We start from the raw sequence: 26,490 nt of genomic DNA, 5'->3' as shown, positions 1-26,490 counted from the left end.
GCGAGCCATCGACGGCCAGTCAAGTTCCACTCTATCACGCACGCGAGCCCTGGCCACGTTGCAGGTTAGCGGTTTGCGGCACGCATTTAATGTGCCTCCCGGTTCGATCATTGCTTCCTTCGTTGTTCGCTCTCCTGCCGGCGGCGACGCTCGCCACGGACACGGCCCGCCGCGCATGCCCGTCAGGCGTCGCCCTCCTCGATCGAGCGCGTCAACGCGGCCAGCGTGGCGCCGCCGGCCGGTGGAGCGACGCCGGCCGCCACCTTGTGCAGCATCGCGCGCAACGCTTCGGCGGTCTGCTCCAGGGTGCTCGCCGCCGGCGCGCCGACGATCACGTGCTCGCGCACCGCCGGGGTCGAGACGCCCGCATGCGCGCGGCGGCGCCAGGCGAGCCCCAGCGCGTCGGCAAGCAGCGCCACATGGCCCAGGCCGAGCGCGCAGGCGGCGGCGCCGAGCCGGTAGGCGGCGTCGCCCGCTTGCAGCGCTTCGCTCGGATCGGCTTTCTCGGGCTGGTCCGCCGCGCGGGCGTGCTCGGTCAATGCCGAAATCGCGGCATCCGCTGTCTGAAGAAAGTCTTCATAGGCATGCGCGTTGACCGTGAGCACGCCCAATTCGCGTGTCAGCGCGGAACGGCTGGCGCTGATCGTTTGCGCCTGCACGGCACCTGCCTCCCATAGCATTTCGGATGCCAGCGTTCCCGCGACGTGCCAATCGACCGTCAAGCCATAGTCGTGCAGCACCTCGACCTGATCGGCGTCTTCGGCTGCGGCGCCGAACAATGCGTAGTCGCGCCACAGCAGCGCCAGCGTTGCGCGCACCAGTGAGCGCGGCGCTCGCTGGATACCGCGTGCATGGTCGGCCAGCGCGAGATTGCAGCGAGCGTAGAAACGCCGCGCGTCGGTTTCCCCGGTGGCGCGGCCGCCCGCGCGCAACGCTTTGGTGCAGGCTTTGGCGAGACGCCAGAAGTCGTAGGGGTCCGGGCCGGCGAGTTCGGCGAGCACGGCGTCCAGTTCGTCGAGCGCCGCATGGGTGGCGGCCCGCGCGGCCGCGCTGCCGGTGTCCGGCTGGGAGCGCAGTACCGGCAGCAGCGCGCGTTCGTAGCGGGCGCGCAAATGGGCCAGCCGGTCGGCGGCCTGGGCGTGAAACGACACCGGCGGCACGGGTCGCGCGCTGAGCGCGAGGTCTTCGAAAGCGATGGTGAAGCCGGGCGCATGATCGGCCAGATGCGAGCAGAGGGCCCGATAGCGCTCGAACAGCGTGGGCGAGCACGCCAGTTCGCGCAGATTGTGCCGTTCGAGCGCCGTGCGGAAATCACGCAGCGCGGCGCCGAACACGGGCCGCGTGCTGTCCGCCTCGGCCGGATCGGCCGCCGCCAACGGCGAGAGCCGCACCAGGGCGTCCGCGAAACGCTGCGCGCTCAACCAGCCGGCAACGCGCAACGCATGAGACGCACGCACCAGCGCGGCGGTGCTCTCGCCGCGCTGTTCGAATGCGAGAAGCGCTTCGGCCAACGCAAGCTCTGCGGAACGGACGGCGCCGCCGCGCGGATTCGGCAAGGCATCGAAGGAATCAGGTGCGGCGGATCGGAGAGTCATGAGCAGGCGAGAGGAAGCTGACGGGCCGCCGCTTCGCGCCGCGCGCAGACTGATCGGCTAACGCGCGAACCGGCGACAGGACAATGACAGATTACCGCTGCGGCGCGGCGCAATCGAGAACGTTCGGTGTCGCCACGGCGGACAGTGCGCCGGCGTGCAACCGGCGCATTCGATGCGGCGCACGCCGTTTTGCAAAGGCAACGCCGCGCCGGCATTCGCCGGTATGCCCGCGTTCAGATCTGGACCATCTCGAAGTCTTCCTTGCGCGCTCCGCACTCCGGGCAGGTCCAGTTAATGGGGACGTCCTCCCAGCGGGTGCCCGGCGCAATGCCTTCCTCCGGCAAACCGGCTTCTTCGTCGTAAATCCAGCCGCAAATCAGGCACATCCAGCTTTGATATTCCATTCTTGTGTCGCGTCGTAGAGTCCGTGGAAATGGGAGCCATGATGGTACCGTGTTGCCGCCCCAATGCCTAGCAATCACAAGCGCGCGATCGCAGTCCGCAGCGGCCGCTGGCTATGCCGGTTGCGTCGCCGCAGGCGGTCGCTCGGGCACCGTGCGGCCTTGCGCGCGCCGCTCGTTCCCGGCATTGCGCCCAGGAATGCGAAAAAACGCCCTCGCGACAGTTTAGGCCGCATAATTGAGTCGATTGCGCACTCTCTGCGCCAAAATACCGCTCCTTTTGTCAATTTCATGCCCAGCGATACGCCTCCGATCGTCCTCACCTTCGGCCTCTCCGACCCCACCGGCGGCTCGGGCCTGCAAGCCGACCTGATGACGCTTGCAAGCATGGGCTGCCACGGCGTCACCGTGCTCACGGGCTATACCGTGCGCGACTCGGCCAGCTGCGACGAAGTCAACGGGCTCGACCCCGAAGTGGTCGCGACCCAGGCGCGGATGCTACTCGAAGACATGCCGATCGCCGCGTTCAAGGTCGGCGCGTGCACACGCGCCGAAGTGGTCAGCGCCATCGCCGAAGTGGTCGCCGATTACGACGACATTCCGCTGATTCTCGCCCCCGACTTCACGCTCGACGACGAACACGTGCTCGCCGCCGACGAACTGCGCGAAGCGATCGCCGATCTGCTGGCGCCGCAAACCACCTTGCTGGTCGCCGATTCCACCACGCTGCTCGCCCTCGCCCAGCCGGACGGCGACGCCGAGGCGCCGAGCCTCGACGCCGCGATTTCGCATCTGCTGTCGCAAGGCTGCGAATACATACTGTCGACGGAAACCGGCACCCACCGGCTCGTCAATACGCTGTTCAGCGAAGACGGCCAGTTGCGTCAGGACATGTGGGACCGCGGCAGCCATCGGATCATGGGACTGACCGATACGTTGGGAGCCGCCATCGCCGCGCTGTTGGCCAACGGCCAGGAACCGGCCGAGGCCGTGCGTGAGGCGCAGGAATATCTGTATCAGGCCATGCGCAGCGCATTCCGGCCGGGCATGGGCGCCTATATGCCGGACCGTTTTTTCTGGGCGCGCAGCAGCGACGACGAAACGCCGCCCGCGGCCGGCAAGGACGCGGCGCCAGGCGAAGCGCGGCATTGAAATGTGTGGGGCGTGTCTGTTGCTGATAAAAAGCGCGGGCGCGGCGCAGTTGGCCTCGCTGTTGGTCCCGAGCTACTGTGACGGTCAAAAAACCCGCCTCCGTGCGGGTTTTCTCTTGAGGCACCTTCTGCTCTTGCATAAGCAGCACATGTGATTTCGCATAATTACATGGCCGTCGGTAAACGAATCGCCGCTTGAACGACGCAACGAGGCGTTGTATTGCGCAATCAAACGTTACAACCAGCGTAGTTTTGATCACGCTACACTTACAACTCGCAAATCCGTCACCTAACCCCATGTCTTTGCCCGTCTTTTTCTTTCCCCTACCGAACGGCGGGGGATCATCCGCCATTCCCTTTTTCGATTTGAATAAAGGCAAAGGTCGATTCCTCCACTTCGAATGCGATCGACAAGGGCGGAAAAGCTGCCGCGCAAGGCGTCGAGCAACGCGTATTGGCGGCGGCCAGCACGCATATCGCATTCACAGAAGCCCGATGAGCACCGCCAATTACCACATTGTCCTGCCGCTCGTTTTCGAAACAAACAGGACCAGCGGTTCACAAAAAAGCGCAAGCCGTTTGAGCGGAGAGGCCAAAACGGAATTCGTTGAAGACAATAGCTTCGATTACGAACTCTTTGTTCATGCCAACTCGGAAATCGAAAAGCGTGCACTCGAATCGGGCAGCAATTTCTCGAAAGATCGGCAATGGGTTCAGCGTGTTGTCGCCCGAATAAATGAACCCGAGAACTCACCGGAGCGCCTGAGCAACGCGGGAATCCGGCGCCAACGATGGCACCACGCCTGAGCGCCAGGGGAGCATGACAATGGGAAAGTCTCACGCTTTCGTGCAACGTTGCCATGGTGCGATTACCGCTGAGGACAGAATCCGGATGTTCCGCCAAAGGCCGGTCACCATCTGGCTCACCGGTCTTTCAGGTGCAGGCAAGTCGACCATCGCGTTCGCGCTCGAACAACAGCTCGTGTCACTCGGACATGCGTGCTATGTGCTCGACGGCGACAATATCCGTCACGGCTTGGCGCGCGACCTCAGCTTCGAAAAGGAAGATCGGCGCGAGAACATTCGCAGAGTCGCACACGTCGCACAGTTGATGAACGACGCCGGTCTCATTGTCATCACGGCGCTCATTTCTCCCATGCGTGAAGACCGGGCCATGGCGCGCGAAATCATTGGGGCGGGCACATTCATCGAGACCCATCTTTCCGCGCCGGTCGACACGTGCGCTCGCCGTGATCCGAAAGGCCTCTATGCGAAAGCCAGGGCGGGAGAGATTCCTTCGTTTACCGGTGTATCGGCACCCTATGAAGCCCCGGTCGAGCCCGAGCTGCGGATCGATACCGCAACATTGACGCCGGATCAAAGCGTGGCGAAGATATTCGACTATTTGCGCGAGAACGCTCTCGCCCTGAAGCTCGCCCGCGAAGCGGCCTCGTGATACCGGGGGTGCCCGCGCGCGCGCCGCCTGCTCCCAAGAAAAAACCCGCAAAGCTAAATGCCTTGCGGGTTTTTCGTTGGAAAGCACGCCTCGCGGCGCGCTTTCCCATGCATTCCCAAGCGAGCCTCGTAACGAGGCCCACGCGGAATTACATGTCCATGCCCATGCCGCCCATGCCGCCCGGCATTCCGCCGCCGCCCATCGGAGCGTCTTCCTTCGGCAGTTCGCACACAGCTGCGTCGGTCGTCAGCAGGAGACCTGCAACCGATGCTGCGTTTTGCAGCGCGGTGCGCGTCACCTTCGTCGGGTCCACGACACCTGCGTCAACCAGGTCGACGTACTCGCCGGTTGCCGCGTTGTAGCCGTAGTTGCCCTTACCGGCAGCAACAGCCGCCACCACGACGCTGGCTTCTTCGCCGCCGTTCGTGACGATCTGGCGCAGCGGCTCTTCCATCGCGCGCAGCACGATCTTGATACCTGCGTCCTGATCGGCGTTGGCGCCCTTCAGACCTGCGATTGCCGTGCGTGCGCGGATCAGCGCGACGCCGCCGCCGGCCACGATGCCTTCTTCCACAGCTGCGCGCGTTGCGTGCAGTGCGTCTTCGACACGCGCCTTCTTTTCCTTCATTTCGACTTCGGTCGCAGCGCCAACCTTGATCACTGCAACGCCGCCTGCCAGCTTGGCAACGCGTTCCTGCAGCTTTTCACGGTCGTAGTCCGACGTAGCTTCTTCGATTTGCGTGCGAACCTGCTTCACACGTGCTTCGATGTTTGCAGCTTCGCCAGCGCCGTCGATGATCGTGGTGTTTTCCTTGCCCACTTCGATGCGCTTTGCTTGACCCAGTTCGGCCAGCGTTGCCTTCTCGAGCGTCAGGCCGGTTTCTTCCGCGATGACTTGGCCGCCAGTCAGGATCGCGATGTCTTCCAGCATGGCTTTACGGCGATCGCCGAAGCCCGGAGCCTTCACGGCAACCGTCTTCAGAATGCCGCGGATGTTGTTCACCACCAGCGTGGCCAGCGCTTCGCCTTCGACGTCTTCAGCGATGATCAGCAGCGGACGGCCTGCCTTTGCGACTTGTTCCAGCACCGGCAGCAGATCGCGGATGTTCGAAACCTTCTTGTCGTGCAACAGCACGAACGGGTTTTCGAGCACGGCAACTTGCTTGTCCGGGTTGTTGATGAAGTACGGCGACAGGTAGCCGCGGTCGAATTGCATACCTTCGACGACGTCCAGTTCGTCTTGCAACGACTTGCCGTCTTCAACGGTGATGACGCCTTCCTTGCCGACCTTGTCCATCGCTTCAGCGATACGGTCGCCGATCGACGAATCGCTGTTCGCCGAGATCGCGCCAACCTGAGCGATTTCCTTGTTGGTCGTGCACGGCTTGCTGATCTTGCGCAGTTCTTCGATCGCGGCGGTCACGGCCTTGTCGATACCGCGCTTCAGGTCCATCGGATTCATGCCCGATGCGACGTACTTCATGCCTTCGCGGACGATCGACTGAGCCAGGACCGTTGCGGTCGTGGTACCGTCACCGGCGTTGTCGCTGGTCTTGGAAGCGACTTCCTTGACCATTTGCGCGCCCATGTTCTGAAGCTTGTCTTTCAGTTCGATCTCTTTCGCGACCGAAACGCCATCTTTCGTGACCGTCGGGCCGCCGAAGCTGCGCTCGAGGACAACGTTGCGGCCCTTCGGACCCAACGTGACCTTCACAGCGTTCGCGAGGATATTCACGCCTTCAACCATCTTGGCACGGGCGGAATCACCGAATACGACGTCTTTAGCTGCCATCTTCTAACTCCTTGAATTCTTGGGATATAACCGGGGAAGTAGCGACTTGCGCCTACTTCTGCACCACGGCCATGATGTCTTCTTCGCGCATGACGAGCAGTTCGTTGCCGTCGACCTTGACGGTCTGGCCTGCGTACTTGCCGAACAGAACGCGGTCACCCACCTTCACGTCGAGCGCAATGGATGCGCCCTTGTCGTCACGCTTGCCCGGGCCGACTGCCAGGATTTCGCCTTGATCCGGCTTTTCCGCTGCGGCTTCGGGGATCACGATGCCCGACGCGGTCTTGGTTTCTTGGTCCAGACGTTTGACGATCACGCGATCATGCAAAGGACGAAGGTTCATACATACTCCTCTCTTGATTGAGACTGAAGAACGCTGAGAAAACCCGGCTGGCCGAGCCAACCGGCGATGTTGTTAGCACTCTCGTGCAGCGAGTGCTAATTATATGGACGGGTGGTGACAAATTCAAGAAGGGATGCGGCGATTGTCGAAATCCGCTTACCTTTGCGCTTTGTTTGCTTCGGTTCGAACCTTGCATTGCAGCAAAAATCGGCGTCTCATTCGAATAATGTTATTTCGCAACAAGTACTTATACGGTTTCTCGCGTATCGCTAGGCGTCACCGGTTCAGGCGCGGACCGCCATCCTGAGAATCAGCGCGCCGCAATTCGATGCGCAAGCATCCTGGCAGGGAAAACCCTATCAAGACCGGTAGCCAGAAATATTTGTCGGCCTTCATGCAGCTTCGACGAAGCGGCCGCGGGGCGTGCTGATCATGTATTCCGCTGCACATGCGCATTGGTGAACTCGCGACGCGGACACAAGGCCTCTCTCGAAGCGCGTGGACGTCAAGACGTGCGGTCGGATGCCGATGGACTCGCCATGCGTTCGCGGCTATGGCGAATTTCTCTCCGAAGAAAATGCCTCGCTACAAGGTGCTTCCACGCTGTCTGCGGGGATAGTTGACCTTGAATAAACCATCTCTGGCGCGCGATTGCCTTCGTGGTGATTGCGTGCCTGTCTCTCGTTGCGCTTGATGGCTCGCGAAGTTGAAGTGCATGGGCAGTCGAGCGACAGCACGCTAACCTTGGTCCGCGCATTGGCGCCCGCGTGATAAGCAGATCAAGGTGGGTTATTCCCGTTTCGAGGAGAATCGCAGAATGGCGTCATGCGGCTGAACAACTACCGCAGCCACCCGCACTGTCCTTTGTAGCAGTTGCGTTGTCCAAAGACGAGATTTTGCATGAGTACTGGCGCCACACAATCTGGGCATTCCGCTGACGTGCTTTGCCTCGTCATTGTGGTGCGATTGTTCGTCTGGCATCTAATCCGCCAAATCGAACTCTTGATCGACTTGGATTACAAGACGGCCTGACTTGGCTCGCAAATCACCGCCAATTCGATATCGCATTGCATGGCGAATTCAGTCGCGCCATGCGTCACGTGAATGCTCTTGCACTGATCATGCTGGATGTCGATTGCTTCGAGCGATACCACGACATCCAGGGACACGCAGCGGGCGATGACCGCCTGTGAACGATTGGCCATTTCATCAGAGATCTGATAGCCCGACGTTCTGGAGAGTTGGCCACACGCTATGGGAGAGGAGATTGCAGCGCTTCTTCCGTATACCGATGTAGCCCATGCCGCAGCAATCGCGGACACTATCCGCAGCGCTATCCGTAGCCTGAAAATTGAACATTCAGGCAACCGAACCGGCTTCGTCACGATAAGCGCAGATGTTGACGAGCGGATGCCGATGCGAAGTGTGGGTGAGCCCGTGGAGCTAATACTCGCTGCCGACAAGGCTTTGCGTGAGGCAAAGCGCAAAGGACGAAATCGAACGCGTGGCGCCACGGGTGACTTTCCGTCATCGGCTACGGCCTTACATCGTCACTGAGCGCCTCGAGTGCAAAGCGTTCAATCCATTGCCACGCTGGCTTCATCCATGCTCGACGCCAAGCAGCCGCCGCGCCAGCGCCGCGCCGCCTTCGCGCATCACTGCGTCATGGTTCCATTGGAAAACCGGTCGCAATAAAGGCGCCAATGCATTCATCCATGCGCGGTTCGTACGGACGCACCAGTCATAGCGGACCACGGTAAGATCGCGTCCGTCAGTCGAAAAGCTCCACCGGCCGACGCCTTCGACGTCGCCACTGGCTTCCCCTTCCAGCGCTACCAAGGGTTCGACGCGCGTCACTCGCATGTCGAACACGAGACGATAGGGCAACCGGCCTTTCCACGTATAGCGTTGTACGGCGCCCACGCCCTGATCGGAACCGGCCTCTAGCTGGTCCACGCGCTCGACGTTAATCCACCACTCGGGCCAGCGCGCCGAATCCTGGATTGCCGCCCAAACTTCCTGCACTGGCGCGTCGATGCGCCAAATGGTGCAAAAGCGGTATTCGACCGTCCGCACTCGACCTCCATTTTTTGATGTTCTTGCAGAGATTTTGTCAGATGCTCACTGCCCTTTCCATTACCCGCGAAGGGGCACCGCTTTTCAATCCTCATCTCGTCAAGCCTGCTGCGACAGAATGCAGGATAGTTGAAGGTGGACGAATGGTGCATGAGAGTCGATGGCTGAAAGCTTCAATCCCAGCGAAAGCCATTACGATCATCTCTTGCACCCTTGAGGTGGACGTGACGGTAGACGACTCGTGTGGCGCTTCGCCCGCAGTTGTCGTTGGCAATAGCGGCCAGATCCACCATCGCTACTTTCGATTTGCCGGCTCAAACTTCAAAATCAAAGTCTTTGACCACGACGACAGAGGTGAGACAGCAACGGCGAAAGGCGAGGTACAACTACATGATTGGACGCATCTGCGCCCGCGGAGTTGTCAGCAACGCATTCATGTCCGGCCGACGCCGGCGAATATGTCTCTGCAACACTCGAAAATCTAACCAATGGCGATGGCAACTCGAGTGCCTACGGCCATCGCTGGACCGATCATTCAAATGGTGACACACGACGCTGCTGATGCTTCTCGCGCTTGGGGAGCTCGGCAATCCAACACGTCTGGAGACCCCTGCGTCGCAAAAGAAGAGCACCTTTTCCCGTTGCTGCTGAAGTAATGGTTCGTTTGCGATTTGCACGCAGTATTTTTCCAGCGCAAACCATCGACGTTGCGCACAAACAGCAGCGCAATAATGATTTGTGAGCATCGCCGTGACGTCGTCGCCTCCATCGAGACTTAGATCGCGCCACAGATGCCACGTCGTAGATAGGTAGTACCGGAAATCGGCTCACGACAATGGGCGTTGTAGTGTAGCGCGAACGATACTTCGGAAAACCTCACCGCCTTGACCGCAGCGGCGCTTTCGCAATGCATGGGAATACCCGGCCACGACCGCGTCGCGACTCGAGCGTCCAACGAATACCCTAACCGCGCCTATTACAGAACCACTTGAACCGCCCGAGTTCACCCCGAAGCGACCGATTAATTCGATTCGCGATATTGATCTGATAAAATGACTGAGGCCGATTTAATATTAATAATATAAATTGCCGTAGCTTTAAATTATTAGTCAGTCAAGTCCAGATTAACGCGTAAAAAAATAAAAATACTCATTTTCCCGCGTAGACAATGTGCGGCTTTCTTATTACCACGAACCGCGGAACATTTTGAGCAAATATTAAACGACCGCTTCTGATTCGTCCTTATCAGCAGTTTTTCCAAACTCGTTACAGAAGTGAAACGTTTATAATTCTTCTGCCAAAACCTTCTGCAAGTAATACCGTGAACCCTGAAGAATAAGCAATATTTACCGATTCCGGTTCTGTACTGTCGGTAGACGCCCAGCACTGACTAATGGAACCGGAGCCTCGAATATCCGTGGCTATGCGCGCCGCGGATGCTGCGCTACGCAATTCGGCGCGGACTGGCCCAAGGCCCATTCGGTTCGCACCGAGGCGTTATGCATGAAATCTTGGGGTAAAGAGATCTGTCTGATCTTTTAGTTATCCTCAATTTTGAAATTGAAGCATCAAGTCGAAGTCTGTTGTTACATCTACAAGCATGCTGAGAATCTAGCGTAAGTCTTACACGCTAGCCCCGGCATGCATAAACCTCATGCGTCGGCCTTTGGTCCCGCGTGTGGGGGACGAGTCGTCGACCTAGCTGAGAGGTCGACTAAGTCGTGTCGCAGGTCGAGTACGTACGGGAGAGTCTCGCCCGATCGTGTACTCCGGCCTAGTGGTGCAATCCAAGGCTTTAATCACTAATAGCACTTCGCTATATGGATCACATGCAAGCGTACATTAAGTACTACCAAATATTCACCTGATGACTATTTCCCGATCAACAGGTTTAGAACACTGCCCTAGTGGCAGCAGTCGATACACGTTCGTCTAACGGTATCTGCGAGCGCATATCGGCACATTGGAAGCGTCAGCTTCTTCAGCAATGAACGCGGTCAACGCGTTCCCTTGTTTCGCCTCTTCGCTAGAAATAGCGCCATGTCTAACTTTGGAATGTAACGGAATGAGACATCTCAAATACCTGCTTTTTTTCCTTTTTTCGCTCGCCTTTTTGCCCGCGGCTTACGCGCAGAACAACCCGTCGAGTGTCGTCGTGAACGGTACTACGTGGAACAAGTGTGCAGACGAGCATGGCACCTGCTCCTTCTCCGGCACGCAGAGCGTACTCTATGGGGCATGGCCTCCGAGCGCACCTTCGGCCATGTACGCGGTGAATGGCACCTATACCGGCAAGGTGCCGTGTGACAACAGCGCCATGGCCGATCCTGCGGTTGGCTATCAGAAAGCGTGCTATATCAAGGCCACGTCTACGTCCGCATCTACATCGACGTCCACACAATTTACCCCGCCGGCGCTCGTGAACCCGGTGAATCCGATGGCCTATGGCGCGAAGTGCGACGGTGTAACGAATGACACGGCCGCATTCCAGAAGGCAATCAATGCAGGCGACGTGTTGGTTCCGTCCGGGACTTGCGTCATCAATGGCACCCTCAATGTGAGGGCGAGCAACCGGCACATTCAGTGCCAACAGACCGTGCTCAAGCGCACCACCGGCTACGCCAACCAGATGTTCGTCATCGGCGACTACAACAACTACTATCACGACGACAGTATCGTTAACTGTAATTTCGTGGGCGCCAACACCGTGGTGCCGCAGTATTACAACAACGACGCACGGCATTGGGATATTCCGGTTGAAACCGTTGGTCCGGTCAGCAACTTCTTCCTGGCAGGCAACAGCTTCAAGCAGTTCTTCGGCCAATCGATGTTCCAGACCTACGGCTCGACCAACGGCGGAAGCGGCGACAAAATCATCTACAACACCTTCGCGAGCTGCGGCTACTATGGGCCGGTGTTCGTTGCTCATACGAACGGCTACATCGGACACAACACCGTGACCGACTGCGCTGTGGGTATCGAGAATGACAACACCACGCAACAGACGGGCCATAACGTGATCGAGTACAACACCATTAAGGCCGTCTATGGCTATGGTGCGCCTGACATGTCTTCCTCGGTGATGCTGACGGGCGGTGTCGCGGCGAGTGCGGACTACTCAACCAACATCGTGCGCAACAACACGGTATCTGGCACGAGCAACGCGCAGGGCTTCCGTGGCGCTAACATCCCGAGCCGAACCATCATTGGCAAGAACTGGGGCGTAAAAGCCGCGCAGTATTCGAACAATACCTGCGTTTCGGGATGCTCGGTTACGCAGTAATCGTGCGGCAGTAAATGAAGAAAGCAGAGTCGGACTACGTGCGCGATTGGCTCGACTCTGCTGCTGTCAGGGCATCGATTTCACAATCGCATGACCCCGCATGACCCTCGAGGTGCACCCACAGGTACTCGACAGGATTGACTTGCTGAGAACTGCAACCATGACGCGACCGAAGTGCACCCAAAGCACGTTGACAACCGCGGTAATGTTGCTGGTCACTTCATGCACGGCATGATCGTCAGTTCCCTGTTGGGTGCAGCCAATCTCCCCGCTTCATCCCGCGCAATGCGGCGCGACCACCGGCATGCGATGTACCGTGCCCAAGGTGCGCGATGTCCGCGATGACGCACGTCAGCACGCGGCGACAGCTTGTCTTGCGAAACATCGATGTGGATTGAAACACGCTGCCCGTGACCCGACGGCAGCAGTCGACAATTCGGCATTCCGTTCGACGAGCGCGTTACCCTCAGCCAAGAACCCTCATACCGACCTCGGCACACAAAACTAGCGGCACCTTCAAAGTCGCTCGCCTGCATGAGCGGCAGGTCGCCACTCGTCGCGCCACGACGGATGAAGCACTTGAACGGCCCAGACAGCCATCAAGGCAATGGCTACACATTCCCCCGTCAAACCGCACCACTGCTGGCGTGTCCAGCCAAGGGACAGATCCTGCGTCAGCGTATCCTGACAAAAGATTCAGTGGACGCTGCGTTGAGTCGTGTCCAAACCCTGACTGCAAAAAACAATATGGCATGGGTCAATCACTATCAGGCGGGAACTTCGCATTGCCCTGCCGCACCTATCCGGTTTCAGCGGGCGACAGAACAGCCCAAGCCTCGGGCAAGCTCTGTCACCGCTATTTCCGCAGACAATACGCGTCGTCACCGCTTATGCCCGTCGAGCTGCATTCGCGCGCGGTGAGACTTGGGAGTTGCAATGTCCTGGAGGTTGCAATGTTCTTCGAAGAGCTTTCCGACGAGGAGTGGTCATTGATCGGCCCCATGCTGGCCGATCCCGTTGTTCGCCTGACGAAACGCGGCCGTCCGCGGGTACAGCCGCGGGTGGTCACCAACGCGGTCTTGTGGATTTTGACCACGGGAGAATCGTGGTCGAAGCTGCCAGAGAAATATCCGTCGCAGCCCACTTGCAGGTACCGATTCGAACAGTGGCGGATAAATGGAAAACTGGCGGAAATGATGCGCGTCCTGTCGCGTGCAGGACGGCATTTTTCATATGTTCCCGATCGACCGCCTTCAGAGAAGAAGGCGGATCAGAAGCCAGCCGTTGCTCCGCTCGATGATGCGGGCACGGAGGACGACGTCGGCACACCTGACGTGGTCTGGAAAAGCCAGGAGTCGTGGCTGAGTACGAGCACCGAGCGCACGGCGTACCATGCCGACAGTTGGATATTGGGCGACATAGGCCGCACGCGCGACACGGAGCCCGGTCCTGCAGAAGCATGCAACGACGACGCAAGCGCGCAGGAAGAAGCATCGTCGAAACGTCAGCGCGTTTACTCCCAGGGGGCATGGCGGAGCGCGTCAGAAGCCAGCGGAACGAGCGTCGTCAACGAGCGGGGCTATGTCGTCCACGCCGCTGCGGACCTCATGCAGAACGATCTGTTTCGAGGCTGGGCGGAAATCACGGAAAACGGACAACGGGTGGCGCACTCCGGCCTCGTGGGTCCGAGGTTTATCGCGCCGGAGGCTGCCAGGCAGTGTGCGTTGGACTGGGCGCGCGATTGGATCGACAAGCAGGAGGACGCTGCGAACTCCAGCCGCTACACAACCGGGTCAAGGGCAACATTGCGAAGAGGCTGAAGTGTGCGGCTGCGACGCGCGCAAACAATGCCCTCGCGTCGCAGCGCTCACACTCTCAGCAGATCACGGGCCTTCCGTCGACAGCTCGAGACGCATCTCGCCTACCGTCAATACCGGACCCGTTGGGTAGTTCGGACCATTGACGCGTACTAGCGAGATCACAACCTCCTTCAGATTCGCTACGCCGACGTTGCGCAACACGTCGGTCGCCGGCAATACCAGGCTGCCCTCGCCATGGTGTATTGCACCCGACACTTCGAATGGCCCGAACGTGCCGAGAAAATGCGACTGACTCTCGACGTCCGCGTTACCCGAAGCGGGCAGATTGAGGTAGACGTTATAGAAATAGCCGCCCTGCTTTCCCGCACTGGTGACACCAAGCTTGTCCAGCACGATGCGCGGATACTTGAACGTTGTCGTTGTCGTTGTCGTCTCGCTCGTGGTGGCTGTATCGACGGTTGACGCATTCGCAGCCACTGCATCCTGCAAGGAGGTGGTGCCTGACGCCTGCAAGGGCAAACGCGCACTGACAGACCGCTCGTTGAGCGTAAGATTCGCGACGCCGCCAAGCGACCGGCGGGTCGTCGCGATGGTACGCGGGGGCGTCGTTGAAAAGCTGCCGAGCGCCGGTCGCACGAGGATCGGGGCATGCTGCGCCTGCACACGAATGATGCGTCCTTCCTGAGCGTTCAGCGGCATTGCAGTCGGCACCTTTTGATTCGAATATTGGTAGTTCAGCAACGAGGGCATATAGGTCGTCGATTTCTTCATCGTCAGGCCGGTTGCGTAAGTGAACGTTCCGGACCAGTACGAACTGTTCGGATAAGGCATCGTGGTTTTCGGCTGCTGCGCCCACGCGTCCCATAGGCGGTCGACGTTCGCGTGATGCAAATAGAAGATCGGGTCGGTCGGCGACTGCATGTCGGCCATCCATCCACCGATGATGTTGTGCACCGGATTATGCGGAGCCGATTCGAAAGACGCCTCAAACGAGTTGGACGTACCGCGCTGAAAATTGGTTACGTTCGGTGCGAACGGCGCAAGCGTGAGCGCGGAATAGACGTTCGAGTTGGCCCGGCCCGACACATAAAGTGCATTACCGCTGGACGGATCGGTAAACTCACTGGGCATGGTGGGATACGTGTAGTAGTCCCAGTACGGCAAGGTCAACAGGCTGTCTCCGGACACCGTTCTCAACTGCTGTTCGAAGTAGTAAATGTAGCCCCTATGCCACGCGAGAAAGTACGGCACCATATGCGGACAGTAGTTCATATGGACGTTGACCCAATACGCCCAGGAGGTCGGTTTTGTCGCGTCCGTGGCCGCTTTCATCAGTTTTACCGCATTCAGGAACGATGCGTACTGCGGCGTGGTTTTGAAAACCTGCCATTCCAGCCGGGTCGAAACCGACCCTGCGCTCATGGCCGGCATTGGAAGCGACATGAGAGCCGCAGCCGATGCGGACCCCTGCAGGAAAGAACGCCGGCTGAAGTGGTTCCTTGACATTCAGGTTCTCCTCAAATCGGAAAGATCGGGGGCCGTGCTTCAGGGTGCCGGCTGTTTATTGAAACCGTCTTTTATCCGATCGCGCCTTTATAGCCACAGATACACGATAGCCTGGCTGCTCATCGATCACGGTGCTATTCCCGCGAGAAATGTGGTCGAGCCCACACTTCAATTTCGCCGAACAGCACAACATCAATATCCGCGCTTCGACGGCCGCCAGCCGCGTTCGGCGACCTTCATCGTATCGGGTCGTTGCGTATTGACGGACATCATGGCCATCGTCGCTGGCTATAAAGCGACATACACCAGCAAGGGCGCGGATCATTCGAAAGGTTCGAGTATGAACAAGCGCATGCTGTTTCCGGTCGCCATGGTTTCCGCCGTCTGCCCGCGCTGTGGAAGCCTCATACAGCGAGACCAACGCTTCTGCACCCGATGTGGAGCGTTTCAGTCCGCCGTGCCCGAAGCAAACCGCGACCAGTTGGGCACGTACTCACAACGAGCGAATGTGCAGCACTCTCAGCCTCCGGAGCGCGATCTGGTGAACGTCGACGCCTACGACGCTCACGGCCTGTCCGCGTTTCCTCCAAGGCCGCCTTCGCTGTTGCAGCGAACGCTCAGCGTGAGGACGGCTTTATTGGGCGCATGTATCGCGGCTGCCGTCGCCTTCGGCCTGACCTATCTGCGCTATGCACCAGTTGTAGCAGTCCGCGACGAAGCGCAGCCTGCCCCTCATGACGCTGCCGCTGCAGAACAGAATTCGTCTGCCGACACCGCCTACATGACACCGCGCGCGTTGCGCGAGATCGATGCAACACTCGGCATGCCCAAAGACAAGTTCGACACCGCGCCGCCTTCCGGGCTTACGTCGACCGATACGGCCCTCTCCCCCACCCGAGTACCCACCGACAAAGACATGCGTGTCGACGCATCACCTACTGATAACCGCACGGTCGCGGAAACCACGGCAGCGGCAGTAGCAGAACCCAACCCTGTTACAGACACCGACGTCTCCCAGTCACAGCAACGGCCGGCACTCTCCCCGGATTTTTCAAACATTAGCGACCCAGAGGCCTTGGAACAGGCGATCAAGCAGTACGGCTGGACCCTTGACACGGGCGCTACTACGCAAAGAGGCAGTGCGGACTAAACCACTTCCCGAACGGACAGTTAGACGCCATGTGCGATCCGCCGCTCAAACCGCCGACTGTTCTCGCTTGTCCAGCGCCTCCACGTAAGCCTCTTCGTAACGGCGCCAACTCGCTTCTATGGAGAAGCGGCTTTGAATCCGTCTTCGCGCCGCATGTCCGAGCCTCGTGAGTTCGTCACGCGGCAACGCGAGTAACGAACACAACGCGCGACCAAGCGCCTCGGGATCTTGCGCCGGCACGACGCGGCCGGTCGTGCCGATCAGCAACGCGGTGTCGCCGACATCCGTTGCAACGCACGGCACTTCGCAGGCCATCGCCTCGCCAATCACAGTCGGCAAGCCCTCGCTGCTTGACGACAGACAGAACACGTCGAGTCCGGCGAGCAGGGTCTGTGGTTCCGCCTGCGGTCCAACCAGGCTACAGGCATGAGCGATTCCCGCGGCGTTGAGCAGCGCTGCCAGTTCGTCATTATCCGGTTCGAGCCCCTGACCGGCCATCACGAAGCGGCATTCCGGCATCGCGTCGACAACGATGCGCATCGCGGCGATGAACGTCCCATAGTCCTTGACGGGATGGTAGCGGCCGACAATTCCGACGAGTGGAGTGAGCGCCCCGATACCGAGCGAGCGCCGCAACGTCTCGCGCGCCCCCCGACTGGCGTGGAAGCGTTCGAGGTCGATGCCGTTGTGAATGACGGTCATGCGCTGCGCGCAGTAGCCGCCCAGGCGGTGCGACGCTTTCGCCGATTCGGCGCAGCAAACGATCCGATCAGGTATGCGCGACGAGATCAGCGCGCATGCGCGCGCGATCCAGCGCGTCATGCGGGCGCTGCCGGTCAAACGCAGATCCGTGTGATGGACGCCCCACAGCAGCGCGGGTCGCTTCACATGCGCGCCGCGCAAAAAACGCACGGCTTGCGCCCCATAGGTGGCTGCGCCGCCCATCAGGTCGGCGTGATACATCCAGGTCTGCACGACATCCGGTTCCAGTTCGTCGAGCCATCGGATGAGGCGGCGAAACGTCCTGATGTCGGGCATGCCGCGCCTCATCCCGAGTACACGCACCTCTACGCCGAGCTCGACGAGACGATCGGCCAGCGGCGCCTCGCGCGACAGCGATATGACGACATGCTGCAAGCCCTCGCGCTGTGACGTTCGGATCAGCCGCACCAGCATCGTCTCCGCGCCGCCGACGGCGAGATCCGTAATCACGTGAACGATCTTCACGGGACGACGCTCCCGCTCACGGGCATGGCCTGCCGCGCCGGCGCGAGCACTTCCCGGTAGACGGCGAGCGTGCGCTCGATGATGATCTGTTCGTCGAATTCCCGTAGCGCCTTTTGCCGCGCCGCCTCACCGAGCTTGCGCGCCAGCGCCCGGTCGTCGTCGAGACGACGAATGGCGCCGGCGAGTGCGCGGCCATCGCGCACCGGCACCACGAGCCCTTCTTCGCCGTCGATGCCGACAACCTCGCGGCATCCCGGCGCATCGGTAATGATGAGCGGCAACGCGCACGCCGCCGCCTCGATCATCGATTTGGGCAGCCCTTCGCGATAACTGGGCAGCACCGCCACATCGGTCTCGGCAAAGAGCGCGGGCATATCGCTAACGTGTCCCAGCCATTCGACGAGTCCATCCCTGACCCAGCCCCGCAGCAAGTTCTCGTCGACGGCAGCCGGATTGCCTGGGTCCGGTGTTCCCGCGAGAATGCATCGCACGCTGCGGCCTTCGGCTTTGAGGATGCGCGCCGCTTCGACGTACTCGGCGATGCCTTTGTCCCACAGCAGCCGTCCCGCCAGAACCACGCGCAACGGCTGCGCTTCGAGCGGATCGGCTTCCTCGGAACGCGGCTTGAAGCGGCTGATGTTGACCCCCGAACCCTTGATCACGCGTATCGCCCGTTCGTCGACGATATTGGCCGTGCGGAACAGCGCAAGATCGTCGGGGTTTTGCAGGATCAGCATGCTGCCTTTGCCGCCAAACGCCGTGCGCATCACTCTGCGCACCAGCGGACGCAAAACGATCGCCTTGACGTCGCGGCTCGAAAAAACATAGCCCATTCCCGCCACGGCGTTGACGCGCACCGCCACCCCGGCAAGACGGGACGACAACGATCCGTAGACCGCGCACTTGATGGTAAAGCCGTGCACGAGGTCGGGCTGTTCGCGCCGCAGGAAACGCACGAGCCACATCAACAGCGTCACTTCGCGCAATGGGTTGAGACTGCGCCGCACCATCGGGGCCGGCTCCCAGCGAAATCCCAGCGCGCGCAGTTGCGGTCCGTATTCGCCTGGCGGAGAAAGCAGCACGACCTCATGACCCAGTTCGCGCAACTTCCGCGCGAGCGATAGCCGGAAGTTGTAGAGGTACCAATCGGTGTTGGCAAACAGGATCACCTTGCTCATGTCGGCTCCTTGTCGACGCGCTGAATGTTTACGAGCGCGGGCTGGCGTGCGGGTTGGCGTATGTCCCCGCGCGAACTGTCGGGCGGGACGGCCGGCATCGCGGCACTCACTGCCGCGCCGGCGCGCCGCGGGCGCGCGCCCACACGCTCGAATTCCGCATCCCACATGTCGAGCACGGCCTGCGCCGAAAAACGCTCCCGGATTGACCGCGCCGCTCTGCGGCCGAGTTCGGCACGCAACGCATCATCGGAGAACAGGCGCCGCAAGCCCTGCTCCATTCCGTACGCGTCGCCCGGCGGCACCAGCCATCCGTCGCTACCGGCGCGCATCAGTTCCCTGGGGCCGCTACGGCAATCGAATGCGATCGTTGCCATGCCGAGTCCCATCGCTTCCATCAGCGCCATCGGCAAGCCTTCGAAACGCGACGACAGCACAAAGAGGTCCGAGCGCGCCATTTCCGCCCACGGGTCGACTGTCTTGCCGGGCAGAAAGACGCGCTCTTTCAACGCCGCCCCCGCCACCTGCGCCTCGAGCCTTGCGCGCTCCGGCCCGTCGCCCCAGATCCACAAATCCCATTCAGGGAAAGCATCGGCAAGCGACCCGAACACGGCGATCAACAGGTCATACTGCTTCTGCTCGTGCAAGCGGCCCACGGAGACGAGCCGTCGCCTGCCATCGCCATGCTCTGTCACGCCTCGCTCGCGGGCGAGCCCGCCGCGATCGGCGCGATCGAACAGTTCGTCGGGCAGCGGATTGGGCATCACGGCGACGCGCGCCATGCGCGGCACCATCTGCCTGAACGGCGCGACGACGTTCTCCGTCAGCACCGCCGCAAGGCTCGCCCGTGGATAGAGGAGACGGCACGCGAGCCGCCATAAACGGGAGCGCCCGTCGGCGGCGGGATCATTGTGTTCGCACACGATGACGGGCACGCGCAATCCCCTCGACGCCAGGATCGCCGAAATATTGACGTTGGTGAGAAACGAAATGACGACATCCGGCTTGCTGTCGCAAAGCAACGTGCGCAGTGCGCGCAGGCGTGCCGCGTAACCGCGCGGCCCCAAGCGCTTCCGCCCCGCGAGATCGGTGAGATAGATGAGCCGCACCTGGCTCGTGAGCGTATAGAAGCAGGTGCCGCGGCCGCTATAGGTGATGACGAGCGTCACCGTGTCGCCCCGCCCGGCCCACGCATTGACGAGCGTCGATGCCACGCGTTCCGCGCCGCCGGTGCCCATCGAACTCACGAGAAGAACGATATTCATGGCTGCCCTGCCGCCGTCGTGGCGGTGCCCGTTGGCCAGCCTTGCACGTACACGAGATAGCAGATGAGCGTCGTCGCGTGCATCAGCGCAGTGGCCGCGAAAATGCCGGGCACGGCCAGCCAGTGCGTCATGACGACGTTGGCGGCGACCTTCACGAGAAAACTCAGCAGGGCGATGGTGGCCATTTCCCGGTAACTTCCCGCGCTCGCGAACAGCGTCAATAGCACGAGGCCGGAGAAATAGAACGGCACCTGCATTTGCCCCCAGCGAAAAAGCTCCGTCACGGCCGCCGTATCCCGCGCGGTAAATGCGCCGCGCTGGAACAGTAGCGCAACGGCCTGCGGCGCAAGCAACCACGACACCAGCGCAATGGCCGAGCCGAGCAGAAACATGAGCATCGTCCACTTCACGGCAGTATGGCGGGCGCGCGACAGATCGCCGACGCCGATGATATCCGACAGGATCGGCAGGATTGCCTGACCGATTGCGAGCGCGCCCATGCTGAGGAGCAGCGAGAGAATGCGGTTCGTGTAGCCCACCGTGGCGACCGCGCCATCGCCATAGGCGACCACGAAGAATTGATCAAGTATCGGCGTGCAGCACATGACCACCTGGCCGAGGGCGAGCACCCGCACCGCCCGGAACACCCGCTGCCATTGCGGCGCCTTCAGCGTCAGACGGAGCCTGTAGCGAATCGGGTCGACCCGCACCGATAGCGCTCGCACGACCAGGGTTTGGACCACGTACCCGCCGATCGTGCCGTATATGAGCGGCAGCGCCTTGGTCTGGTCGCCGATCGATAGAACGAAGGCCAGCACGAAGCCGGCGGGCAGACCTTCGAGCAGCGTGTTGATGTGGCGTTCGCGCGATTGCAGCCGCGCCGCGTATGCGCTGGACACGAGCATGAGCGCGCCGACCGGTCCCATCGTCAGGATCATCTGCCGGCACAGGGCGCGTGTTTCCGCCGACAGACTCTTCGCGCCGATCTGCAGCGCGAGCGGCCAGCACGCATAGAGCAATAGCGTCAACGCCGCGCCCACCGCTATGGCCCATGCTTCGAGTTCACCCAGAAAGCGTGTCTGATCCGCAAGCGGCTGCGCGCGAAGATCGACAAAGACTGGCACAAGCACCATGATGAATATCGTCGCGATCACCACGGGCAGCCAGCCCACCAGCGTCATGGTCAGTTGGTATGCATCGACCACAGGGCCTGTGCCATAACGGTACGCGACGGCCATTTCCTTCAATGCGCCCGCACAGCGTCCCGCCAGCACGAAAACCGAAATGCGCATCGCACCACGTGCGATGCGCAAATGATCGGGGTGAAATGGCGGGATCTTGCTTCGTAACGCGCCGAAGTACGAAAACACGCGCTCACCCCGCCGTCATGTGAATGGCTTCATCGAAGCCGCGAGCGTCGTCCCCTCGGCCGTTGCGCTGAGCAACGAAGCGCACATACCACGGCATCGCCACGGCAAGTCCCTGCGCGAGTGGAATGGCGTCCGCGTAGCCGAGCAGTCGTTCCGCCTTCTCGACGTTGGCCTGCGAATGGCGGATGTCGCCGTCGCGCGCAGGGCCATAAGTGGCACGGTGCTCGCCTGGCTGAACGCCATGAAGCGCGAGCGTCGCTTTCAGATAGTCGTACAGCTGATTGAGCGTGGTACGGTCACCCACCGCGACGTTGTAGACCTGGTCGCGGCTCGCTTCGTCGGCGCACGCAGCCAGCAGATTCGCCTGCACCGCATTGGCGACGAAGCAGAAGTCCCGGCTCGTCTCGCCGTCGCCATTGATGATCACCTCGTCGCCGTTGATGAGCGCGGCCGTCCAGCGCGGAATCACCGCCGCATAGGCGCCGTCTGGGTCCTGGCGCTGGCCGAAAACGTTGAAATAGCGAAGGCCGATCGTTTTGAAACCGTAGTTGCGCGCGAAGACCGATGCGTACAGTTCGTTCGCGTACTTGGTGATCGCATAGGGCGACAACGGGCGCCCTATGCAGTCCTCGACCTTTGGCAATCCGGCGTGATCGCCGTAAGTGGAACTCGAGGCGGCATAGGTAAAGCTTTTGACGCTCGCATCGCGTGCGGCAAGCAGCATGTTGAGGAAACCACTGAGGTTCACCTCGTGGGTCGCAATGGGGTCCAGCAACGAACGCGGCACGGAGCCGAGCGCCGCCTGGTGCAGCACGTGATCGACGCCCTTCACAGCCGCCGCGCATTCGGCGGGATTGCGTATATCGCCTTCGATGAACCTGAAGCGCTGCCATTGGTCGATGCCGACCAGCGAACGGACTTCGTCGAGATTGCGGCGATGGCCGGTCGCGAAGTTGTCCAGCCCGACCACATGCTGATCGAGCTCGAGCAATGTCTCCAGAAGATTCGAACCGATGAAACCGGCCACACCTGTAATAAGCCACGTTTGCGGATGCTGAACGAGGTCGCGACGTACCCGATCGTATCGGTTTGACATTGAAGTCTCCTGACCATGACACTCATGCCGGCACCGAAGGCCGACGGGTTTATCGAGCACTATAGGCGCAGGTCGCTCGACTCTGCCGGCAGCACATATTTGAGGTCGTAAAGCACATGCCGCGGCTTGCCGAACGAACGCAGTTTCTCGTATCCCCACTCGACGAACTGCCTGTGCGCAACGGCAACAATGGTCGCGTCGTATACACCCACCTCCGGTTCCTCGATCGGATCGATCCCGTACTCGTGGTGCGCGGCCTCCCGGGATACCCAAGGATCGAATACATCGACGAGCACGCCGTAGTTTTTCAGGCCGTGGACGATATCGACCACGCGCGTGTTGCGCAGATCCGGGCAGTTTTCCTTGAACGTGAGGCCCAGCACGAGCACCCGCGCACCGGGTATGAAAATTTCAGAGCGCGTCAACGCCTTGATCATTTGCGATACGACGTACTCGCCCATGCTGTCGTTCAGCCGTCGTCCGGCAAGGATGATCTCCGGGTGATAACCGATCGACTGCGCCATATGCGTCAGATAGTACGGGTCGACGCCGATGCAGTGGCCGCCTACGAGACCGGGACGAAACGGCAGGAAATTCCATTTGGTTCCGGCGGCCTGTAGAACCGCTTCGGTATCGAGGTTAAGCTTGTTGAAGATGATCGAGAGTTCGTTGACGAGCGCGATATTCAGATCGCGCTGCGTGTTCTCGATCACCTTGGCCGCTTCCGCGACGCGGATGCTGCTCGCCTTGTGCGTGCCGGCCGTGATGATCTCGCGGTAAAGCGCGTCGACCACCTCCGCGATCTCCGGCGTCGAACCCGAGGTGACTTTGCGAATGTCGGTCACGCGGTGCGCCTTGTCGCCGGGATTGATGCGCTCCGGGCTATAGCCCGCGAAGAAGTCCACGTTGTATTTGAGGCCCGACACCCGTTCGAGAACCGGCACGCAGTCGTCTTCCGTCGCACCGGGATACACGGTCGACTCGTAGATCACGATGTCGCCTCTCTTGAGCACGGAGCCGATCGTTTCGCTCGCCCGCAGTAGCGGGCCAAGATCCGGGCGCTTGAAACGGTCGATCGGCGTGGGTACGGTGGCGATGAAAACGTTGCATGTCCGCAGATCCTCCACGTCGGACGTAAACGTCATACCGGTCGCCGCCGCCAGTTCTTCCTCGCTCACTTCCAGCGTCGCGTCGCGCCCTTCCCGTAGCGCCGAAATGCGCGCGCCGCTGATATCGAACCCGACTACCGGACGATGCTTGCTGAACTCCACCGCCAAAGGCAAACCCACGTACCCCAAGCCGACTACCGCGACCTTTAGTCCATTCGACTCACGCATGACCAGTCTCCGCTAATGCAACGATTGCGTTGGGGCGCCCACGTATTGCGCCCGCTTTGTTCTTGAATGTGCAGCCGCTAAGATCGGTTAACGCGTCGTCGAGTCCGAATGGTAGTCGTACGCGACGTAGGCGCGACTGCCGTAGCGGCGCGCGAGCGCATAGTCCATCGTGTGCATGTTGGTGCCGTTCAGCAGCACGCCGTTCACTCGGGCGCCGGTCTGTCCAAGCCGCTTGACGGACTCCTCCAGTTCGCGGACACGCGTGTCCGCGAACCGCGCGACGAGGAACAGCAAGCCCGCGACGGGCGCCATGATGCCTGTGTCCGACGCGACCAACACCGGAGGTCCGTCGATAACGACGATGTCGTAGCGCGCCGATGCGCTTTCGATCATCTCCCGGTATCTCGGCAGCATGAGCAGTTCGGCGGGGTGAGTCGGATAGGGACCGGTCTGCAGAACATCGAGCCGCGGCTGCACGTCTCGCGCAATCGCCGCTTCGAGTTCGCAGGTTCCGGCCAGCACATCCGCGAGACCTTGACCAGGCTGCAAACCAACCAGGCGATGCAGGTGTCCTTTGCGAAGATCCCCGTCGATCAGCAGCACGCGCCGGCCGCCCGATGCAAGCAGCGCCGCCAGGTTGGCGGACAGAAACGACTTGCCGATGCCCGGCAGCGGGCCCGCGATCATCACGACGTTGTTGCGCGCGCCGATCTGCGCAAACTGCAACGCGGAGCGGAGGATACGCAACGCTTCGACGGCGGCGTCTCTCGGATAGAGCGAAGCAAGCAGCAGGCTTTCACCGGTTCGGGCCTTTGCCTTCCTGTCCACCAACTGCTGTTTGTCGCTTTGCGGAATGACCGCGAATACACTCAGGCCCGTGCCTATTTCGATCTCGCGCGAGTCCGTCACGCCGCGGAAGACGTAGTCACGCGCAATCGCGAGTCCGATGCCCGAGAGCAGCCCGAACATCGTCGAAACCAGCATGACGAGCCATTTGATCGGTTTGACCGGCTTTTCCGGCACGTCCGCCGTGTCGATCAACTGCGCGGAGGCAGCTTTGCCAGCCTGGATAACGCGCAATTGTTCGATGTTGTTGCGCAGCGTCGTGTACAGGTCCGTGTTGACGCGAACGTCGCGCATCAACCGCATCGCGCCCTGCTGCTCGGTGGGCATCCCCTTGATCTGCGAGTTCAGGTCGTCGATGTACTTCTGCGCGGAGCCGATCTGCTTATCGAGTGCCGCGACGGCCGGATAGCTGGCCGAGAAGGTCGCCAGCAGCGTGGCGCGCCTTTGCTGCAATTCGATCAGTTTGGTCGTCGCCTCCGCACTGCGCGAGAGAAGCAGTCGCGCCTCCTCGTTCATGTCCAGCAGCGAGTGCCCATTGCGATAGTTGTTGTACGCGTCTTCCGCCTCGCGAACCTGCCGCGCCATCGACGGCAACTGGCTTTGCAGATAGTCGAGCGAGTTCTTCGCGATGACCGCCTTGCGCGCAGCGTTCCATTGCTCGTATTCGCGGCCGATCTGATTGATCGTCTCGGTGGCGCGAGCGGCATCGGGGCTTTCGATCGAGACCTTCAGCACGCTGGATTTGGCGCCCTGCTCCTTGATCTTGAGGGTTCGCTGCAGCCGGTCGACGGTCAGTTGACGCGATTCCCTCGACAGATCGAATTCGGCGCCGGGGCGTCCCACAAGCGATTTGACCAGCAGCGTGATCGGACCGGCTGCCGAGTCGACGCGCAGTACGCGCCCCACCGTGCCGGTTGCGCCTTCGTCGGGCAGTCCCGGCCCGCTCAACGAATACAGCCCGTTCTGCAGCGCCTTCAGCGTGTAACCCTGGCCCTGATCTCGTTGCGGCACTTCAAACGACTCGACCTTGATCGATTCGGCGCCCCAGACATATCCTCCCAGCCCCATGACGCCGGGCTCGGACAGACCGTCCGCGCGGCGAGCCAGCCATTCGCCGATCACAGGAAAGTATTGCGGCTTCGCGTTGACGTAAAGGTGCAGCGCATCCACCGCGCGCGCAATGATCAACTTCGACCCGAGTACCTGCATTTCGCTTTCGGCGGACGACTTCTCGTCGAAGCCGGGCGAAATGTTATTCAGGAGTTCATTACCGTCATGTCGTGGGGCCGTGCCGGTCGAGTCTTCGACCTTGATGAGCACGCTCGCCTCGTAAATCGATGGCGTGAGAAATGCGTAGCTCGCCCCGAGCAGCATGACAACGAGCGTCGTGACGATAATCATCACACGGTATTCGATCAAAGCGTCGAGGATTGAAGCCAGACCTGCCCGCTCGTCCCGGCCGACGCTCGCCTCTATAGTTGAAGCTTCTTTCATGGGCTTTCTCGCTAAAGACTGTTGCAGCGCTATCCGCCTGTCAGCGCGTACCTCAAGCTATCAGCGCACCCTCTTCAGGTATGTTCGGGAGCGCACGCACGCACGAC

General features: G+C 60.7%; 22 protein-coding genes. 9 read left to right on the top strand and 13 right to left on the bottom strand.

Annotated features, from left to right (window positions below; genetic code table 11):
* Nucleotides 1–182: 182 nt before the first annotated feature.
* Together ACOCG7_RS15550 and ACOCG7_RS15545 are read right to left on the bottom strand one after the other, a co-directional pair.
* A complete protein-coding gene (locus ACOCG7_RS15550) occupies nt 183–1,595 on the bottom strand; it encodes a hypothetical protein (protein WP_114161952.1) in 1,413 nt (470 codons plus the stop codon).
* A gap of 233 nt (nt 1,596–1,828) precedes the next feature.
* Nucleotides 1,829–1,999: a rubredoxin gene (locus ACOCG7_RS15545; protein ID WP_007178992.1), complete on the bottom strand. Its 171-nt coding sequence runs from the start codon at nt 1,997–1,999 to the stop codon at nt 1,829–1,831.
* Between the two features lie 288 nt (nt 2,000–2,287).
* Between ACOCG7_RS15545 and ACOCG7_RS15540 the strand changes: the two genes are divergently transcribed.
* The 3 genes from ACOCG7_RS15540 to cysC all read left to right on the top strand — a co-directional run bounded on the left by ACOCG7_RS15540 (nt 2,288) and on the right by cysC (nt 4,603).
* Nucleotides 2,288–3,148: a hydroxymethylpyrimidine/phosphomethylpyrimidine kinase gene (locus ACOCG7_RS15540; RefSeq protein WP_073431377.1), complete on the top strand. Its 861-nt coding sequence runs from the start codon at nt 2,288–2,290 to the stop codon at nt 3,146–3,148.
* Between the two features lie 494 nt (nt 3,149–3,642).
* A complete protein-coding gene (locus ACOCG7_RS15535) occupies nt 3,643–3,954 on the top strand; it encodes a hypothetical protein (protein ID WP_114161951.1) in 312 nt (103 codons plus the stop codon).
* A 19-nt stretch (nt 3,955–3,973) separates the two neighbouring features.
* Nucleotides 3,974–4,603, top strand: a complete 630-nt coding sequence (gene cysC / locus ACOCG7_RS15530) for an adenylyl-sulfate kinase (RefSeq protein WP_073431376.1) — start codon at nt 3,974–3,976, stop codon at nt 4,601–4,603.
* 148 nt (nt 4,604–4,751) lie between these two features.
* On the opposite strand, the gene groL is transcribed toward cysC, so the two are convergent.
* Nucleotides 4,752–6,395, bottom strand: a complete 1,644-nt coding sequence (groL, locus tag ACOCG7_RS15525; protein ID WP_073431375.1) for a chaperonin GroEL — start codon at nt 6,393–6,395, stop codon at nt 4,752–4,754.
* 52 nt (nt 6,396–6,447) lie between these two features.
* Entirely contained in the window at nt 6,448–6,738 is a 291-nt protein-coding gene (groES, locus tag ACOCG7_RS15520) for a co-chaperone GroES (protein ID WP_073431374.1), read from the bottom strand.
* Between the two features lie 944 nt (nt 6,739–7,682).
* On the opposite strand from groES, the gene ACOCG7_RS15515 reads away from it, so the two are divergent.
* Both ACOCG7_RS15515 and ACOCG7_RS15510 read left to right on the top strand, forming a co-directional pair.
* Nucleotides 7,683–7,931, top strand: coding sequence for a GGDEF domain-containing protein (locus tag ACOCG7_RS15515; RefSeq protein ID WP_114161949.1), 249 nt, complete (start codon nt 7,683–7,685; stop codon nt 7,929–7,931).
* 61 nt (nt 7,932–7,992) lie between these two features.
* Nucleotides 7,993–8,295, top strand: coding sequence for a diguanylate cyclase (locus ACOCG7_RS15510; protein WP_114161948.1), 303 nt, complete (start codon nt 7,993–7,995; stop codon nt 8,293–8,295).
* 42 nt (nt 8,296–8,337) lie between these two features.
* On the opposite strand, the gene ACOCG7_RS15505 is transcribed toward ACOCG7_RS15510, so the two are convergent.
* Complete coding sequence (locus ACOCG7_RS15505; protein ID WP_073431371.1) at nt 8,338–8,814, bottom strand: SRPBCC family protein; 477 nt, start codon at nt 8,812–8,814, stop codon at nt 8,338–8,340.
* Nucleotides 8,815–8,855: 41 nt separating this feature from the next.
* Between ACOCG7_RS15505 and ACOCG7_RS15500 the strand changes: the two genes are divergently transcribed.
* The 3 genes from ACOCG7_RS15500 (at nt 8,856) to ACOCG7_RS15490 (ending at nt 13,917) form a co-directional block, all read left to right on the top strand.
* Nucleotides 8,856–9,299, top strand: a complete 444-nt coding sequence (locus ACOCG7_RS15500) for a hypothetical protein (protein WP_161553679.1) — start codon at nt 8,856–8,858, stop codon at nt 9,297–9,299.
* 1,580 nt (nt 9,300–10,879) lie between these two features.
* Nucleotides 10,880–12,097, top strand: a complete 1,218-nt coding sequence (locus ACOCG7_RS15495; RefSeq protein ID WP_114161947.1) for a hypothetical protein — start codon at nt 10,880–10,882, stop codon at nt 12,095–12,097.
* A 953-nt stretch (nt 12,098–13,050) separates the two neighbouring features.
* Nucleotides 13,051–13,917: a transposase gene (locus tag ACOCG7_RS15490; RefSeq protein ID WP_073431369.1), complete on the top strand. Its 867-nt coding sequence runs from the start codon at nt 13,051–13,053 to the stop codon at nt 13,915–13,917.
* A 63-nt stretch (nt 13,918–13,980) separates the two neighbouring features.
* Here the strand turns inward: ACOCG7_RS15490 and ACOCG7_RS15485 are convergent, their stop codons facing one another.
* Nucleotides 13,981–15,423 (bottom strand): tyrosinase family protein, encoded by a 1,443-nt coding sequence (locus ACOCG7_RS15485; protein ID WP_114161946.1) that lies wholly within the window; start codon nt 15,421–15,423, stop codon nt 13,981–13,983.
* Between ACOCG7_RS15485 and ACOCG7_RS15480 the strand changes: the two genes are divergently transcribed.
* Complete coding sequence (locus ACOCG7_RS15480) at nt 15,359–16,573, top strand: zinc ribbon domain-containing protein (RefSeq protein WP_347143559.1); 1,215 nt, start codon at nt 15,359–15,361, stop codon at nt 16,571–16,573. The two genes, ACOCG7_RS15485 and ACOCG7_RS15480, sit on opposite strands and share 65 nt — an antisense overlap.
* A gap of 45 nt (nt 16,574–16,618) precedes the next feature.
* On the opposite strand, the gene ACOCG7_RS15475 is transcribed toward ACOCG7_RS15480, so the two are convergent.
* From ACOCG7_RS15475 to ACOCG7_RS15445, 7 genes are all read right to left on the bottom strand, one after another.
* Nucleotides 16,619–17,800: a glycosyltransferase family 4 protein gene (locus tag ACOCG7_RS15475; protein ID WP_073431366.1), complete on the bottom strand. Its 1,182-nt coding sequence runs from the start codon at nt 17,798–17,800 to the stop codon at nt 16,619–16,621.
* Nucleotides 17,797–18,978, bottom strand: coding sequence for a glycosyltransferase family 4 protein (locus ACOCG7_RS15470; protein WP_073431365.1), 1,182 nt, complete (start codon nt 18,976–18,978; stop codon nt 17,797–17,799). Before ACOCG7_RS15470 ends, ACOCG7_RS15475 begins: the two co-directional genes overlap by 4 nt.
* Nucleotides 18,975–20,240, bottom strand: a complete 1,266-nt coding sequence (locus ACOCG7_RS15465) for a glycosyltransferase family 4 protein (RefSeq protein ID WP_073431364.1) — start codon at nt 20,238–20,240, stop codon at nt 18,975–18,977. Before ACOCG7_RS15465 ends, ACOCG7_RS15470 begins: the two co-directional genes overlap by 4 nt.
* Nucleotides 20,237–21,532, bottom strand: coding sequence for a murein biosynthesis integral membrane protein MurJ (gene murJ / locus ACOCG7_RS15460; RefSeq protein WP_114161943.1), 1,296 nt, complete (start codon nt 21,530–21,532; stop codon nt 20,237–20,239). Before murJ ends, ACOCG7_RS15465 begins: the two co-directional genes overlap by 4 nt.
* 82 nt (nt 21,533–21,614) lie before the next feature.
* On the bottom strand, nt 21,615–22,706 hold the full coding sequence (locus tag ACOCG7_RS15455; protein WP_073431362.1) for an SDR family oxidoreductase: 1,092 nt from the start codon (nt 22,704–22,706) through the stop codon (nt 21,615–21,617).
* A gap of 59 nt (nt 22,707–22,765) precedes the next feature.
* Nucleotides 22,766–24,043 (bottom strand): Vi polysaccharide biosynthesis UDP-N-acetylglucosamine C-6 dehydrogenase TviB, encoded by a 1,278-nt coding sequence (gene tviB / locus ACOCG7_RS15450; RefSeq protein ID WP_114161942.1) that lies wholly within the window; start codon nt 24,041–24,043, stop codon nt 22,766–22,768.
* Nucleotides 24,044–24,130: 87 nt separating this feature from the next.
* Nucleotides 24,131–26,383 (bottom strand): polysaccharide biosynthesis tyrosine autokinase, encoded by a 2,253-nt coding sequence (locus ACOCG7_RS15445; RefSeq protein WP_114161941.1) that lies wholly within the window; start codon nt 26,381–26,383, stop codon nt 24,131–24,133.
* Nucleotides 26,384–26,490 lie beyond the last annotated feature (107 nt).

The sequence above is a fragment of the Paraburkholderia sp. DD10 genome (assembly GCF_049177125.1).
GTDB classification, from domain to species: Bacteria; Pseudomonadota; Gammaproteobacteria; order Burkholderiales; family Burkholderiaceae; genus Paraburkholderia; species Paraburkholderia terricola.
This window is presented reverse-complemented; position numbering and strand designations above follow the sequence as displayed.

Bases quoted from the DNA above. Each gene is read 5' to 3' on its own strand.
- ACOCG7_RS15550 (WP_114161952.1), bottom strand. From the start codon at position 1,595: ATGACTCTCCGATCCGCCGCACCTGATTCCTTCGATGCCTTGCCGAAT.
- groES (WP_073431374.1), bottom strand. From the start codon at position 6,738: ATGAACCTTCGTCCTTTGCATGATCGCGTGATCGTCAAACGTCTGGAC.
- tviB (WP_114161942.1), bottom strand. From the start codon at position 24,043: ATGCGTGAGTCGAATGGACTAAAGGTCGCGGTAGTCGGCTTGGGGTAC.
- ACOCG7_RS15480 (WP_347143559.1), top strand. From the start codon at position 15,359: ATGAGAGCCGCAGCCGATGCGGACCCCTGCAGGAAAGAACGCCGGCTG.
- ACOCG7_RS15510 (WP_114161948.1), top strand. From the start codon at position 7,993: ATGGGAGAGGAGATTGCAGCGCTTCTTCCGTATACCGATGTAGCCCAT.
- ACOCG7_RS15485 (WP_114161946.1), bottom strand. From the start codon at position 15,423: ATGTCAAGGAACCACTTCAGCCGGCGTTCTTTCCTGCAGGGGTCCGCA.
- ACOCG7_RS15495 (WP_114161947.1), top strand. From the start codon at position 10,880: ATGAGACATCTCAAATACCTGCTTTTTTTCCTTTTTTCGCTCGCCTTT.
- ACOCG7_RS15455 (WP_073431362.1), bottom strand. From the start codon at position 22,706: ATGTCAAACCGATACGATCGGGTACGTCGCGACCTCGTTCAGCATCCG.
- ACOCG7_RS15445 (WP_114161941.1), bottom strand. From the start codon at position 26,383: ATGAAAGAAGCTTCAACTATAGAGGCGAGCGTCGGCCGGGACGAGCGG.
- ACOCG7_RS15500 (WP_161553679.1), top strand. From the start codon at position 8,856: ATGCTCACTGCCCTTTCCATTACCCGCGAAGGGGCACCGCTTTTCAAT.
- murJ (WP_114161943.1), bottom strand. From the start codon at position 21,532: ATGCGCATTTCGGTTTTCGTGCTGGCGGGACGCTGTGCGGGCGCATTG.
- ACOCG7_RS15470 (WP_073431365.1), bottom strand. From the start codon at position 18,978: ATGAGCAAGGTGATCCTGTTTGCCAACACCGATTGGTACCTCTACAAC.
- ACOCG7_RS15465 (WP_073431364.1), bottom strand. From the start codon at position 20,240: ATGAATATCGTTCTTCTCGTGAGTTCGATGGGCACCGGCGGCGCGGAA.
- ACOCG7_RS15545 (WP_007178992.1), bottom strand. From the start codon at position 1,999: ATGGAATATCAAAGCTGGATGTGCCTGATTTGCGGCTGGATTTACGAC.
- ACOCG7_RS15540 (WP_073431377.1), top strand. From the start codon at position 2,288: ATGCCCAGCGATACGCCTCCGATCGTCCTCACCTTCGGCCTCTCCGAC.
- groL (WP_073431375.1), bottom strand. From the start codon at position 6,395: ATGGCAGCTAAAGACGTCGTATTCGGTGATTCCGCCCGTGCCAAGATG.
- ACOCG7_RS15535 (WP_114161951.1), top strand. From the start codon at position 3,643: ATGAGCACCGCCAATTACCACATTGTCCTGCCGCTCGTTTTCGAAACA.
- ACOCG7_RS15490 (WP_073431369.1), top strand. From the start codon at position 13,051: ATGTTCTTCGAAGAGCTTTCCGACGAGGAGTGGTCATTGATCGGCCCC.
- cysC (WP_073431376.1), top strand. From the start codon at position 3,974: ATGGGAAAGTCTCACGCTTTCGTGCAACGTTGCCATGGTGCGATTACC.